Origin of the sequence: Pseudomonas sp. COW5 (assembly GCF_026240005.1) — a bacterium.
GTDB lineage: Bacteria > Pseudomonadota > Gammaproteobacteria > Pseudomonadales > Pseudomonadaceae > Aquipseudomonas > Aquipseudomonas kribbensis.
Genome location: NZ_JAPHVP010000001.1, coordinates 476,042 through 489,540 on the forward strand (window position 1 = coordinate 476,042; position 13,499 = coordinate 489,540).

Sequence of the window (13,499 nt, forward strand, 5' to 3'; positions counted from 1 at the left end):
ACAACTGACTTCTTCGCGGGCAAGCCCGCTCCCACAATGGATTTTGGCCAGGCATGGCATTTGAGTACACCTCAGCACCCTGTGGGAGCGGGCTTGCCCGCGAAGAGGCCATCACATCCGGCCTGGATACCACAGAGTTCACACAACAAATCGGTATCGAGATGCTTCTCAACCAGATCCGCCAAGCGCTCGATATCACGCTCGCGCAAGCCGTGGTAATCCACTTCCTGCACATCGTTCAAGCCGGCCCAGCGCAACAGGGCTGCACTGGCCGCCGGCGATTCGAACAGGCCGTGCAGGTAGGTGCCGAAAATCTGACCGTCAGGACTTTGCGCACCGTCACAGCGGCCGTCGGCCAGATACACAGCGGCGTTTTCCAGCGCAGCCCCAGTCGTCACACCCGCATGAATTTCATAACCGCTGACCTCGGCATCTTCCAGCGCCAGACGCCCGCGCACATTGCGCAGCTGCTTCTCGGCTTCGAGCCGGGTTTCGAATGCCAGCAGGCCCAGACCGGCGCTGCTACCCGGCGCGCCTTCCAGGCCGAGCGGATCGTGCACCTGCTCGCCGAGCATTTGCAGACCGCCGCAGATCCCCAGCAGCTTGCCGCCGTAACGCAGATGGCGGCTGATGGCGGTTTCCCAGCCATTGGCGCGCAGATAAGCCAGATCGCTACGGACGCTTTTCGAGCCCGGTAGGATGATCAGGTCAGCCGGCGGAATCGCTTGCCCCGGGCCGATGAATTGCAGGTCAACTTGCGGATGCAAACGCAGAGGATCGAAATCGGTGTGATTGCTGATGCGCGGCAGTACCGGCACCACCACTTTCAGTACCTGCTCGGCCTTGTCGGTCTGACGCTGGTCGATGCCGTCCTCGGCCTCCAGATGCAGATCCATCACGTACGGCAGCACGCCCACCACCGGTTTGCCGGTGCGCTGTTCCAGCCAGTCGAGGCCCGGTTGCAGCAAAGCGATATCGCCGCGAAAGCGGTTGATGATGAAGCCTTTGACCCGCGCCTGTTCGCTCGGTGACAGCAGTTCCAGCGTGCCCACCAGATGGGCAAACACGCCGCCTCGATTGATGTCGGCAATCAACAAAACCGGGCAATCCACCGCTTCGGCGAAACCCATGTTGGCGATGTCGCCGGCGCGCAGATTGATCTCCGCCGGCGAGCCAGCGCCCTCGACCATTACCAGCGGATACGCGGCGCTCAAGCGCTCGTGAGAGGCGAGCACGGCCTGCATGGCGATGGCTTTGTAGTCGTGATAGGCAACGGCGTTCATGCTGGTGACCGCACGCCCATGGATGATGACCTGGGCGCCGGTGTCGCTGTTGGGCTTGAGCAGCACCGGGTTCATGTCGGTGTGCGGTTCAAGATGCGAGGCCTGCGCCTGCACCGCTTGCGCCCGGCCGATTTCGCCGCCGTCGGCAGTCACCGCGCTGTTGAGCGCCATGTTCTGCGGTTTGAACGGCACCACGGCAACACCCTGACGGGTTGCCCAGCGGCACAGCGCCGTCACCAGCGTACTTTTGCCGGCATCGGAGGTGGTGCCTTGCACCATTAACGTAGTCATGCGGGTTTCTTGTCCATAGAGCGGTCCACGGCGAACGCTTGCAGAGCCTGCTCAAGCCGCGCCTCATCGGCGGCATTGGCCGGCAGACCGAAACGCAGACTGCTGTTGTGCGTGAAGAGACGCAGCAGGATGCCGCGACGGGCCATGAATTCGTGCAGTGCGTGAGCATGCTCGGTGATCAGCCACTGGAACAGCGCACAGCCACCCTGAGGCTTGAAGCCGTAGCGTTCGAGCAGCGCGGCCAGTCGTTCGCTGGCTTCATCACTGCGAATTCGCTGGCGGGTATGACCTTCGGTGTCTTGCAGGCAGGCCTGCCCCAGCACCCGGGTCGGCCCGCTGACAGCCCAGGGACCCACCTGCTCGGCCAGTAAACGGAGCAACTTGCGCTCGGCCAGCACGAACCCGAGCCGCACACCGGCCAGCCCGAAAAACTTGCCGAACGAACGTAACACGATCAGTCCGACCTGATGGGTATGCGGCGCCAGGCTCAACTGCGGGGTGTTGTCCATGAACGCTTCATCGACCACCAGCCAGCCGCCGCGCTGGGCCAGCCGTGCGTGCCAGTCGAGCAACTTCGCCGGCGTCAGGCTCAGGCCGGTGGGATTGTTCGGGTTGACCACCACCAGCACGTCGAGGCTGTCGAGGAAGAAATCGACTTCCTGCTCCAGCACCTCGCGGACGATGTAACCACTGCGCCGCCAGGCCTCGGCATGCTCGGCATAACACGGCGACAGCACACCGACCTTGCCAGCCCGGCGCAGACGCGGCAGCAACTGGATGGCCATCTGCGAACCGGCTACTGGCAACACTTGCGCAGCGCCGTAGTAGTCGCAGGCCGCCTGTTCCAAGCCGTCATCGGTTTCCGGCAGACGCGCCCAGGCCCGCAGCGGGATCTCCGGGACCGGAAACGGCCACGGCGCCAGCCCGGTGGACAGGTCGAGCCAGTCTTCTTCGGCGATGCCGTATTCGAGCGCCGCCCTGCGCAGCCGGCCACCGTGCTCAAGCATAGAATTCAGCCCCCACGCAGAGAATCAGCAGCCATAACCATACCCCGCGCTGGACCAATTGCCAGCCGCGATCGATGGAATCGGCATCCGCCGGGGCACCCTCGCCCAGTTGCGGACGTTCGTGCAGCTCGCCGTGATAGATCGCCGGCCCGCCCAGCTCGACGCCCAGCGCGCCCGCGCCGGCAGCCATCACCGGGCCTGCGTTCGGGCTGTCCCATTTCGGACCCTGGGTGCGCCAGCATTTCAGCGCGAGTCGGGTCTTGCCCAACAGCGCGTAGGTCAACGCCACCAGACGTGCAGGAATGTAGTTGAGGACGTCGTCGATTTTTGCCGCCGCCCAGCCGAAACGCTCGAAACGTTCGTTGCGATAGCCCCACATCGCATCGAGCGTGTTGCTCAGGCGATAGAGCACCACGCCCGGCGCACCGGCCACGACAAACCAGAAGATCGCGGCGAACACCGCATCGCTGCCGTTCTCCAGCACCGATTCGGTGGCGGCGCGGGCGACGGCGGTGCTGTCCAGTTCACTGGTCTGGCGGCTGACCAGATAACCCACGCGTTTGCGTGCCTCCTCCAGATCATCGCTGCGCAAGGCCTTGGCCACCGGCTCGACGTGCTCGCCGAGACTACGCATGCCGAGGGCGCAATACAGTGCGATGATCTCGACGATCCAGCCCAGATAAGGCGCCCAGGACAATGCCGTGGCAAGTAACGTCAGCGGCAGCACCGCGATCACCCAAGCGGTGACACCATGACTGCGCCAGCCGCGCCCGCCGGTGTTGAAGCGTTGCTCGATGCGCCCGGCAAAATTGCCGAACGCCACCAGCGGATGCCAGCGTTTCGGTTCACCCAGCAGCGCATCCAGCGCGACCGCGGCGACACTCAACAACGCCACACTCATTGACTCACTCCCCAGAAATTTTCATACAGCAGCTCATTGAGCGGACGCGCCTGCGCCCACCCTTCGAGTACCAGCATCGGCGCCGGATAGAATTCCTTGACCGGCCCCAGACAAAGAACCGCCAGCGGCTTGGCCCCGGCCGGCAGTTGCAGCAGATCGGCCAGCGCCTGCGGCTCGAACAGCGACACCCAGCCCATGCCCAGACCTTCGGCGCGCGCCGCCAGCCACAGGTTCTGGATCGCGCAGGACAATGAGGCCATGTCCATTTCCGGCAGCGTGCGGCGGCCAAAAATGTGCCGCTCGCGATCGTCCATCAAGGCTGCGACCAGCACCTCGGCGCAGTCATTGATGCCCTCGACCTTGAGCTTCATGAACTCGTCGCTGCGCTCGCCGAGGGCTTCGGCGGTTCGTACCCGTTCTTCTTCCACCAGATTCTGGATCTCCCCGCGCAAGGCGCGGTCGCTGATGCGGATGAAGCGCCACGGCTGCATCAGGCCGACGCTCGGTGCCTGATGGGCGGCTTCCAGCAAACGGCGCAGCAGTTCCGGCTCGACCGTGCCGCCGCTGAAGTGGCGCATGTCGCGGCGTTCGGCGATGGCGCGGTAGACCGCTGCGCGCTCGGTTTCAGTGAAGGCGTTGTCGGTCATGGCACCAACAGTGCGGCAATCGCCGACGGGTTCGACGGGAAATAAAAGTGCACGTACGAGGCAGTCATCCGCCCTTCCCGATACACCGCTTCGGCACCGCGTCCACCATTGGGGCTGTGGCCTCGGGCAATTGGCGTCAGCTCAGTGGTGGTCAGGGAATGGTGATAGGTGTGGCCGCGCAGCAAGCCTTCCGGCAGCTCGACGGACTGCAACGCCAGCGCTGCCAGACGCTTCTGCATCACCGCATCACCCTTGAGCAAACCGACCAGCTCGGCGCGGGTGCCTTCGACATCGGTCAACGAATCCAGCAGATAGAGCATGCCGCCACATTCGGCGAGCAGCGGTTTACCGGCGGCGTGATGCGCGCGGATCGCTTTGAGCATGTCGGCGTTCTGCGACAAGGCAACGTGGTGCAATTCCGGATAACCGCCGGGCAGGTACAAGCTGTCGGTTTCGGGCAATTGCGTATCGCGGATCGGCGAGAAGAAACTCAGCTCCGCACCCATCGCCCGCAACAGATCGAGACTGGCGCCATAGGTGAAGGTGAAAGCTTCGTCACGGGCGACGGCAATCCGCACGCCTTCGAGCAGTCTTTCGGTCTTCACGACTTCAGGTGCAGCGAATTCCACGGCCGGCGGCAGCGCTACCTCGCAAGTGCCGGCCAGCGCTTCGGCGGCGGCGTCGAGACGTACATCGAGGTCATTGAGTTCGCTGGCCTGCACCAGACCTAGATGACGGCTTGGCAGCTCGATCCCGGTTTCCCGGGACAACGCGCCATACCAGCGCAGGCCTTCAGTGAGACTGCCTTCGAGCAATTGCGCATGGCGCACGGTGCCGACACGGTTGGCCAGCACGCCGGCGAACGGCAGGTCCGGCTGATAGCGCGCCAGGCCCAGCGCCAAGGCGCCGAAGGTTTGGGCCATGGCCGTGCCGTCGATCACGCCGAGTACCGGCACGCCGAAATGCCGCGCCAGATCGGCGCTCGACGGCGTGCCATCGAACAGGCCCATCACGCCTTCGATCAGGATCAGATCCGCTTCGGCGGCGGCTTCCCACAGCAGACGACGGCTTTCCTGCTCGCCGACCATCCACATGTCCAGTTGGTAGACCGGCGCACCGCTGGCGCGCTCGAGGATCATCGGGTCGAGAAAGTCCGGGCCGCACTTGAACACGCGGACCTTGCGGCCCTGATTGCGGTGCAAACGGGCCAGTGCGGCGGTGACGGTGGTCTTGCCCTGGCCGGAGGCCGGCGCGGCGATCAGTACCGCCGGGCAGTGACGTGGTTGATTCAAAGTTCGACGCCTTTCTGCGCTTTGATACCGGCCTGGAAGGCGTGCTTGATCATGCCCATTTCGGTGACGGTGTCGCCCATCTCGATCATTTCCGGCTTGGCGGCGCGGCCGGTGACGATCACGTGCTGCATCGGCGGACGGGCCTGCAGATCGCTGAGCACCTGATCCAGATCGAGGTAACCGTGCTTGAGGGCGATGTTCAGTTCGTCGAGCACCACCAGACCGATCGACGGATCACGCAGCAGTTCACGGGAAACTTCCCATGCAGCTTCGGCGGCGGCGATGTCACGCTGGCGGTCCTGGGTTTCCCAGGTGAAGCCTTCGCCCATCACATGAAAACGCACCTGCTCCGGGAAGCGGCGGAAGAACAATTCTTCGCCTGTGCTGTTACGGCCCTTGATGAACTGCACCACGCCGCACTGCATGCCGTGGCCCATGGCGCGGGCGAGCATGCCGAATGCCGAGCTGCTTTTGCCTTTGCCGTTGCCGGTCAACACCAGCACCAGACCGCATTCGTCGGGCGAATTGGCGATACGCTCGTCGATCACGGCTTTTTTGCGCTGCATGCGCGCCAGGTGGCGCTCGTCGCGTTCGGGGGAATCAGTCATGGGGGAGCTCTCCGTTGAGGCTGGATAACGGCGGGCAGGCACAAGAATAGACGGCAACAAGCCTGGCATCGCCCACCGTGATGCCGCTGGATGGATCAGGCCGGTCTCCGGGCTCATGAGCGGCGTTCGCCTGGCTGCGCGCCTTCCCGCTTTGCAGCAGTGGCATCCGACGCAGCTTTCACTCATTTACCGTTGCGGGGGCAGCGCCGGGATCGTGATGGTTCTTCGCTTGAAGACAATCCTCACCGGCTTCCCTGTTTCACTCTGTCGACAGCGGTCACAGAGCACCTGAAACAAGCCGCGAAGGTTAGAGGGTTGGGGGTGGAGCGTCAAATGAAGAGGGGGTCGTGCGGCAAATAACTGCCGTCGATCAATTATCTGACGCCAATCTTGTGCCACACTGTCAGCAGTGATATCAAAGAGCCATGCTTTTTGACTGCAGAGAGCACATCACAATAACAAGGGAGAGCACCATGCAAGGTATGATCATCAGCAATCCGCGGCTGGAATTCCTGCGCCCGGTGCTGGAACGATGGTTTGACTGTATCGACCGCTACAACGCCGTGCGCGGCGACAACGACACACCTTACTGGCACGACGAAAAAGCCAACCTCGGCCTGTTGTCCGCCGCCGCCTGGATGGCCGAACTGGTCACCCTGCGCGACACAGCCACGCGCAAACAGAACGAAGAAGGCGAACGCAATGCCCGCGCCGACCTGTTCCTGGCCGGCGCCGAAGATCGCGCCTATATCCAGGCGACCCAGCGCTGGCCGCGCGTCAACAGCCTGAATCTGACCCAGGCTCTGGCCGATATCACCAGCGATGCCAAGCGCATCAGCTACGCCAGCGATCTCAAACTCGGCTGCCTGTTCGTCGCCCCACAGAAAGCCCAGCACAGCGCCAGCCCGGAAGAACTGCAGGACATGGTCGACGACCTGCAAAAGGAACACACCTGCGCCGTCGCGTGGTACTTCCCGTATGCCTACCGCAAATTGCGCAGCGAGGCCGGCAACTATCACCCCGGCATTGCCGTACTGTTCAAGGAGGCACGCGGCTGAGGGGTTGAACCATCGGGCTCGTGTGCTTCTCTATGATTAGGAATGCATTCATAGGGAAGATCAGTAATGCGCAAGCCCCACCTCGTTTTCGTCATCGCACTCGCCGGAGGGCTCACCGCCTGTGGTGAATCCTCCAGCCTGCAAGTCTCGGACGGCACCGGCCCGTCCCCCAAACTGCCCGAACCGAACAAGACCCTGATCCCGACGGTGAACATTGCCCCGGCGATCGGCTGGCCGGCGGGCGCGAAACCGAAGCCAGCGGCAGGCACTCAGGTGGCGGCATTTGCCGAAAATCTCGATCACCCGCGCTGGCTCTACGTACTGCCCAACGGTGACGTGCTGGTGGCGGAAACCAATGCCCCGCCAAAACCGGACGATGGCAAAGGCATACGCGGCTGGGTGATGAAAAAAGTCATGGGCCGCGCCGGTGCCGGCGTACCGAGCCCGAACCGCATCACCCTGCTGCGTGATGCCGATCATGACGGCGTGGCCGAGACACGCACGGTGTTTCTGCAGAACCTCAATTCACCATTCGGCATGACGCTGGTCGGCAACGATCTATACGTCGCCGACACCGACCGCCTGCTGCGCTTTCACTACGAACCCGGCGCAACGGAAATCAAGAGCCAGCCAATCAAGGTCGTGGATCTGCCGGGCGGCCCGCTCAACCATCACTGGACCAAGAACGTCATTGCCAGCAAGGATGGCAGCAAGCTTTACGTCACGGTCGGCTCGAACAGCAACGTCGGCGAAAACGGCCTGGATCAGGAAGAAGGTCGCGCGGCGATCTGGGAAGTGGATCGGGCGACCGGCAATCACCGAATCTTCGCTTCGGGCATCCGCAACCCCAACGGCCTGGCCTGGGAACCCAAAAGCGGCGCGCTGTGGACTGCGGTAAACGAGCGGGATGAGATCGGCAGCGATCTGGTGCCGGACTACATCACCTCGGTCAAGGATGGCGGCTTCTATGGCTGGCCGTTCAGCTATTACGGCCAGCACGTCGATGTCCGCGTCGAGCCACAAAACCTGGACCTGGTGGCCAAGGCCATCGCTCCGGATTACGCCGTCGGCCCGCACACAGCCTCACTGGGCCTGACCTTCGCCGAGGGCAACACGCTGCCGGCCCAATTCAAGGAAGGCGCATTCATCGGCCAGCACGGCTCTTGGAACCGCAAGCCGCACAGTGGCTACAAGGTGATCTTCGTGCCGTTCAGCGCCGGCAAGCCGAGCGGAACGCCGGTGGATGTCCTGACCGGTTTTCTCGACAAGGACGAGAACGCCTTGGGTCGGCCGGTTGGCGTGGTAATCGACCAGCAAGGTGGATTGCTGGTGGCAGACGATGTGGGGAACAAGGTGTGGCGGGTGTCGGCGGCTAAATAGCCCGGCCCCTGAAACAAAAAAACCGTGGGAGCCAATGTGCTCCCACGGTTTTTTATTGATTCGCAGCTTTACGGGTTATGCGCCAGATGCTCCGGCTGCAGAACGCGCTTGGCACTCAGATAGGCTTTCTGCCAATACGCTTTCGAAAGGCTGTCGAGCTTAACCGTGCCACCGGTGGCCGGTGCATGAACGAAGCGCCCCTCCCCGACGTAAATCCCCGCATGACTGACCTGAGAGCCGCCATTGGTGGCGAAGAAGATCAGGTCACCAGTCTGCAGCCCTTCCTTGCCGACATTCGGAGCCTGCATGACGATCATCTCGCGGGTCGAACGCGGCAGGCTGATGCCGGCCGCATCGCGGTAGACAAAACCGATCAGCCCGCTGCAATCAAAGCCCGAGTCCGGCGTGTTGCCGCCCCAGCGATAAGGCGTACCCACCAGCCCGAGCGCACGGAACAGCACGTCTTCGGCAGCGGGAGAGAAAGCCTGGGAGGATCCGAACACAATCGGCGCGCGAACCACGGGGGCTGGCGGCGGAGTGCGGCTGGCGCAAGCGCTGAGCAGCGCTGCGAAGAACATCAGGGCAAGGCGGGCCGTCATCGTCATAAGCAGAACATCCTGATCTGGCTGCGGCTTTTACTGCCGATTCGACAGAAAACAAAACCGCCTGCGTTGGGACGCAGGCGGTTTGCCATCAATATAGATCAGGATTCTAGCGGCTACGCGGCAAACTTCAAGTAAGACTTTAACTTCACCTTGTAAAGTTTAAGTCTATTGCCCCTGAAGGACCGCCTGTCGCCACGAGCGTGGCGACAAAGGCGTGATTACTTGCGAGCGGTAACCACGGTTGGAGCGTTCGCCAAAGCACGCTTGGCTTCGATGAAGGACTTGCTCCAGTAGCTGTCACCCAGGTTGTCGATACGGACACCGCCGCTGCGACGACTGCTGGAGTGGATGAACTGGTTATCGCCCAGATAGATCCCGGCGTGGCTGACACGACCGCGACGACCATTGGTGGCGAAGAACAGCAGATCGCCCGGCTCGAGATTGCCGCGCGAAACCAGCGGAGCATCCACGTTGATCATTTCGCGGGTGGAGCGCGGCAGGTTCATGCCGGCTTCTTCGCGGAACAGGTAGCCGATGAAACCGCTGCAATCGAACCCGGCTTCAGAGGTGCCGCCGAAACGGTAACGGGTACCGATCAGGGACATGCCGCGTTCAAGGATGCTGTCGGCCAGAACCGGAAGCTGGTAAGGCTTCTTGCCGTTGAAGGCGGCCAGTTCCTTTTCGGTGTCCAGCTCTTCCTGGTAAATAACGGAAGACTGGGCGGTGGCAGAATTTTTAGCCTGTTGTTGCTGCTCTTGAACAGGTGAATGAGCAGCGCAACCGAACAACAGGGTGACGAGTGCGAGAGGCACGAGGGGTGCGAAGCGCTTTAGCATGGGCACGACCGTGGCTGATAGTTGTAAAGAAGCCGAGACTATGCCCGCTATCAGCCTCATTTGCAAATTCAATCGATCTTTTTGTGACTTCCCGGTTTCTCGTTTACATCTAAGCGCTTAAGCCTATTTGAATCGAGACGCGGCCTGCGCAGTGCGCAGGAAAGCGGATTTTCTGGCGCCTGAAATATGCCGAAACCCGCTGAAAGCCCCGGTTTTACCAGCCCAGGGTTTCTTTCAGGAAGGGAATGGTCAGCTTGCGTTGAGCCTGCAAAGAGGCCTGATCGAGCTGCTCTAGCAGGTCAAAAAGCGCGCTCATGCTGCGAGTACCGCGAGTCAAAATAAAATGCCCGACCTCGTCGGTCAGATGCAGCCCGCGACGGGATGCGCGCAATTGCAGGGCACGCAATTTGTCTTCATCGGAAAGAGGACGCATCTGGAAAATCAGCGCCAGGGTCAGGCGAGATTTCAAGTCCGCCAGCTTTACCGGCAACTCACGCGGCGAGGTGGAGGCGGCGATCAGCAATCGACGACCACTGTCACGCAGACGGTTGAACAGGTGAAACATCGCCTCTTCCCAGTCGGGCTTGCCGGCGATCACCTGCAAGTCGTCCAGGCAGACCAGTTCGTACTGTTCGAGGTTGTCGAGGATTTCGATGCCGCGATCCATCAACTCGGCCAGCGGCAGGTACACCGCCGGTTCGCCCATCTGCTCGAAACGCAGGCAAGCGGCCTGCAACAGATGCGTACGTCCTACCCCGTGCTTGCCCCACAGATAGATCAGGCTTTCGGTCCAGCCGGCGTCGGCTTCGCATAGACGCTCGACATAGCCGAGTGCAGCGGCATTGGCGCCTGGGTAGTAGTTGATGAAGGTGGCGTCGTCACGCAGACGCACACCTAGGGGCAGCTGAATCGGTTTCATGCTGACTGAACAGTTCCCAAGGAACCGTTAGTGGCCTCTGTGTAAAGTGTGCGAAGTTTATACCCGTGAAGCGGAGCGCACAATGCGACAGACCCCAAGCAAAATCAAAGGTTTGCGTTAACACACTGGTTTTATGACAGTTTCTTTGGCGCACAGGCGCCAGCATTGCCTGCACGAGACGGGCCAACCCGGCAATCCACCGGGCGACCCTACCTCGCCTTACAGCTTCGGATCATCGACTCCGCTATACATTTCGGAGTCCTTGTACAAATCATGGACGTGGCGCACCAGCACCATGATCACCGCCGCCACTGGCAACGCCAGCAGCACACCGGTGAAGCCGAACAACTCACCACCGGCCAGGATCGCAAAAATCACCGCCACCGGATGCAGGCCGATCCGATCGCCCACCAGCAAAGGCGTCAGCACCATGCCTTCCAGGGCCTGACCGACCATGAACACTGCAACGATCCCGATCATCGGGTACAGATCACCGCCAAACTGGAACAGCCCGGCAATCAGCGCCGCGCCGATCCCGATCACAAACCCCATATAAGGCACGATGGCCGCCAGACCGGCGATCAGACCGATCAACAGGCCCAGCTCCAGACCGACAATCATCAGCCCCGCCGCATAGATCACGCCCAGCGCCAGCATCACCAGCAACTGTCCGCGCACGAACGCCCCGAGCACCTCGTGACATTCGCCTGCCAGCGCCACCACGCGTTCTTCACGATCACGCGGCAACAGGCTGCGGATCTTGGCCATCATCACGTCCCAGTCGCGCAGCAGGTAGAAACTCACCACCGGGATCAGCACCAGATTCGCCAGCCAGCCAATCAGTGCCAGGCTGGAAGCGGTGGCCTGGCTCAGCACCACGCCGACGATATCGGTGGTCTGGCCCATGTGCTCGGTGATCGCTGCCTTGACCTTGTCGAACTTCCAGAAGCCATCCGACAGCCCCAGCTTCGACTGCGCCCATGGCAACGCCGTGTGCTGCAGCCAGTCGAGCATCTGCGGTGCCAGTTCGTACAGACGCAGCAACTGCTTGGCGAGCATCGGCACCAGCACCAGCAGCAACGTGGTGAAGATCAGGGTGAACAAGGCGAACACCGCAATCACGCCCCAGGTGCGGGACAGGCCGAGCCGTTCCAGACGATCCACCAACGGGTCGAACAGATAAGCGAGCAACAGCGCCACCAGAAACGGCGTGAGGATCGGATGCAGCAACCAGACAAACGCGCAAAGCAGGAGCACCCCACCGAGCCAGAACCAACGCCGCGTATCGGCCATGTAACACTCCATTGCTTCTATATATGAAAGAAAAACCTACCAGCGGAATCGCAACGACGGCGACGCAGGTACCGGTGCCGGCGCAACGACAGGCGCACCGCCTGGCACCACAGGCTGCGGAGCCACCGGAGCCGGCGCCTCGGCCGGCATTTCCTGCAACTTCGCCAGCGACAACTGCGCCCGCAACTGATCGGCGCTGCCGTTGACCCGATACACAATGCGATCGGCATCGACACTCTGCAGCCGCACACCAAACGGCTCGAGCATCCGCAGCAACGTCGCGTAATGCTCCAGGTTCATGCCTTGCACTTCCAGCGTCTGCTGACCCGAAGCGCCAGGCTTGGCGACAAAACGCGGTGCCAGGCGCTCAGCTACCGCCAGCATTACCGCATCGGCAACGGCGGCCTGATCAGCTCCCTGCACACTTCCCGCCTCTTTCTGATCACCCAACCACAAGTGCCATTTGGCTTGCCACTGACCACCCTCCTCACGGGCATGCACGGCGAGCAAGGCGTCAGCGTTGTAGCGTTCAGACGCCGCATGAAGCGGCGCCGGATCGGTGCCTTCAAGCGTCGGCGCGGTCGCGACCAGTTGCTCACTCAGATCCGCCAGCGGCAGGCGCAACGGCAACCCTCGGTGCTGGGCAGCACGCCGCAATGGCGCCGCACTGGCCTGACCGTCACCTACCAGGCTTGAGCCTTCGGTGGAGTCGTTCAGCCACCAGCTCAGAATCGACGGTCTGCTCGCGCCCCACAGCGACAACCCGGCACGGCGCAGCGCCTGCTCGGTGGTCGCCGGATCGAAGTCGACCTTCAACACTTCCGGCGGCCCGGCATCGAAACCGAACTGGCTGATGATCTGTTGCGGATCCTTGCGAACCGGCGCCAGCCCGGGATTCTGCGGCGCCTTCGGATCCCCCGTGAGACGCAGCACCAGCGTATCCAGCGCCGCTTGCGTGGCACGATCACGCTCCTCCGGCGACTGGCCGTTGACCGGTTCGCGCACCTGATAAAGCCCTTTGACGTTTTCGGCCTGGCTCGCCAGGCTGACCAGAGACAAGCAGCCCACTAACAGCAATTTACACAAACGCATGGAGAATTCCCGTCGACAAGAGCGGCTGGAACAGGCCGCGTGAACCGGATTGAGCAAGCCTGTGACCACTGGCCGTTGCAAAACATTCACACGCTGGCGATAAGTTTTTGCACAGCCCTAACGATAGACGGTTCCTTATACAGGCACCCGTGATGTCACCCACAGCTTCATTTGCAAAAAATTTCGGCCGATATGCCCCTGCCCGTCGGCGTGAGGATGGCCGCTGCCCCTCAAGCCTGATAAAATCGCGCGCCTTCGCAGACCGGCAACAGCCGGGCACCTCGAAA

Annotated in this window: 13 protein-coding genes and 1 riboswitch; of the genes, 2 read left to right on the forward strand and 11 right to left on the reverse strand. The window is 62.0% G+C overall.

The window, feature by feature from the left end:
• Positions 1-71 precede the first annotated feature (71 nt).
• From OQ248_RS02065 to cobO, 6 genes are read right to left on the reverse strand one after another with little or no spacing between them, the layout of a single operon-like run.
• Positions 72-1,574, reverse strand: coding sequence for a cobyric acid synthase (locus OQ248_RS02065; RefSeq protein ID WP_265811907.1), 1,503 nt, complete (start codon positions 1,572-1,574; stop codon positions 72-74).
• Positions 1,571-2,581 (reverse strand): threonine-phosphate decarboxylase CobD, encoded by a 1,011-nt coding sequence (gene cobD / locus OQ248_RS02070; protein WP_265811908.1) that lies wholly within the window; start codon positions 2,579-2,581, stop codon positions 1,571-1,573. The genes OQ248_RS02065 and cobD overlap by 4 nt, the downstream gene beginning before the upstream one ends.
• Complete coding sequence (gene cbiB, locus OQ248_RS02075; protein WP_265811909.1) at positions 2,574-3,482, reverse strand: adenosylcobinamide-phosphate synthase CbiB; 909 nt, start codon at positions 3,480-3,482, stop codon at positions 2,574-2,576. The genes cobD and cbiB overlap by 8 nt, the downstream gene beginning before the upstream one ends.
• Positions 3,479-4,129, reverse strand: coding sequence for a 5,6-dimethylbenzimidazole synthase (gene bluB / locus OQ248_RS02080; protein WP_265811910.1), 651 nt, complete (start codon positions 4,127-4,129; stop codon positions 3,479-3,481). Before bluB ends, cbiB begins: the two co-directional genes overlap by 4 nt.
• Complete coding sequence (locus tag OQ248_RS02085; protein ID WP_265811911.1) at positions 4,126-5,421, reverse strand: cobyrinate a,c-diamide synthase; 1,296 nt, start codon at positions 5,419-5,421, stop codon at positions 4,126-4,128. Before OQ248_RS02085 ends, bluB begins: the two co-directional genes overlap by 4 nt.
• Positions 5,418-6,029: a cob(I)yrinic acid a,c-diamide adenosyltransferase gene (gene cobO / locus OQ248_RS02090; RefSeq protein ID WP_007950401.1), complete on the reverse strand. Its 612-nt coding sequence runs from the start codon at positions 6,027-6,029 to the stop codon at positions 5,418-5,420. Before cobO ends, OQ248_RS02085 begins: the two co-directional genes overlap by 4 nt.
• Positions 6,030-6,109: 80 nt before the next feature.
• Positions 6,110-6,336: riboswitch (cobalamin riboswitch) on the reverse strand.
• Between the two features lie 166 nt (positions 6,337-6,502).
• Between cobO and OQ248_RS02095 the strand changes: the two genes are divergently transcribed.
• The gene (locus tag OQ248_RS02095; RefSeq protein ID WP_085710581.1) at positions 6,503-7,087 is read left to right on the forward strand and encodes a hypothetical protein; all 585 of its coding nucleotides are present in this window, start codon (positions 6,503-6,505) and stop codon (positions 7,085-7,087) included.
• A 66-nt stretch (positions 7,088-7,153) separates the two neighbouring features.
• Positions 7,154-8,467 carry a sorbosone dehydrogenase family protein gene (locus OQ248_RS02100; RefSeq protein WP_265811912.1) on the forward strand — a complete coding sequence of 438 codons (1,314 nt, stop codon included), beginning with the start codon at positions 7,154-7,156 and terminating at the stop codon, positions 8,465-8,467.
• Between the two features lie 68 nt (positions 8,468-8,535).
• On the opposite strand, the gene OQ248_RS02105 is transcribed toward OQ248_RS02100, so the two are convergent.
• The 5 genes from OQ248_RS02105 to OQ248_RS02125 form a co-directional block, all read right to left on the reverse strand.
• Positions 8,536-9,072, reverse strand: coding sequence for a C40 family peptidase (locus tag OQ248_RS02105; protein WP_085710577.1), 537 nt, complete (start codon positions 9,070-9,072; stop codon positions 8,536-8,538).
• A gap of 218 nt (positions 9,073-9,290) precedes the next feature.
• Positions 9,291-9,908 carry an NlpC/P60 family protein gene (locus OQ248_RS02110; RefSeq protein ID WP_265811913.1) on the reverse strand — a complete coding sequence of 206 codons (618 nt, stop codon included), beginning with the start codon at positions 9,906-9,908 and terminating at the stop codon, positions 9,291-9,293.
• A 214-nt stretch (positions 9,909-10,122) separates the two neighbouring features.
• Positions 10,123-10,827, reverse strand: coding sequence for a DnaA regulatory inactivator Hda (hda, locus tag OQ248_RS02115; protein WP_025111852.1), 705 nt, complete (start codon positions 10,825-10,827; stop codon positions 10,123-10,125).
• A 219-nt stretch (positions 10,828-11,046) separates the two neighbouring features.
• A complete protein-coding gene (locus OQ248_RS02120; protein WP_085710575.1) occupies positions 11,047-12,120 on the reverse strand; it encodes an AI-2E family transporter in 1,074 nt (357 codons plus the stop codon).
• 36 nt (positions 12,121-12,156) lie between these two features.
• Positions 12,157-13,212 (reverse strand): DUF2066 domain-containing protein, encoded by a 1,056-nt coding sequence (locus tag OQ248_RS02125; protein WP_265811914.1) that lies wholly within the window; start codon positions 13,210-13,212, stop codon positions 12,157-12,159.
• Positions 13,213-13,499 lie beyond the last annotated feature (287 nt).

Coding starts and splice junctions, on each gene's coding strand:
- OQ248_RS02065 (WP_265811907.1), bottom strand. CDS start 1,574: ATGACTACGTTAATGGTGCAAGGCACCACCTCCGATGCCGGCAAAAGT.
- cobD (WP_265811908.1), bottom strand. CDS start 2,581: ATGCTTGAGCACGGTGGCCGGCTGCGCAGGGCGGCGCTCGAATACGGC.
- cbiB (WP_265811909.1), bottom strand. CDS start 3,482: ATGAGTGTGGCGTTGTTGAGTGTCGCCGCGGTCGCGCTGGATGCGCTG.
- bluB (WP_265811910.1), bottom strand. CDS start 4,129: ATGACCGACAACGCCTTCACTGAAACCGAGCGCGCAGCGGTCTACCGC.
- cobO (WP_007950401.1), bottom strand. CDS start 6,029: ATGACTGATTCCCCCGAACGCGACGAGCGCCACCTGGCGCGCATGCAG.
- OQ248_RS02095 (WP_085710581.1), top strand. CDS start 6,503: ATGCAAGGTATGATCATCAGCAATCCGCGGCTGGAATTCCTGCGCCCG.
- OQ248_RS02100 (WP_265811912.1), top strand. CDS start 7,154: ATGCGCAAGCCCCACCTCGTTTTCGTCATCGCACTCGCCGGAGGGCTC.
- OQ248_RS02105 (WP_085710577.1), bottom strand. CDS start 9,072: ATGACGATGACGGCCCGCCTTGCCCTGATGTTCTTCGCAGCGCTGCTC.
- OQ248_RS02110 (WP_265811913.1), bottom strand. CDS start 9,908: ATGCTAAAGCGCTTCGCACCCCTCGTGCCTCTCGCACTCGTCACCCTG.
- hda (WP_025111852.1), bottom strand. CDS start 10,827: ATGAAACCGATTCAGCTGCCCCTAGGTGTGCGTCTGCGTGACGACGCC.
- OQ248_RS02120 (WP_085710575.1), bottom strand. CDS start 12,120: ATGGCCGATACGCGGCGTTGGTTCTGGCTCGGTGGGGTGCTCCTGCTT.
- OQ248_RS02125 (WP_265811914.1), bottom strand. CDS start 13,212: ATGCGTTTGTGTAAATTGCTGTTAGTGGGCTGCTTGTCTCTGGTCAGC.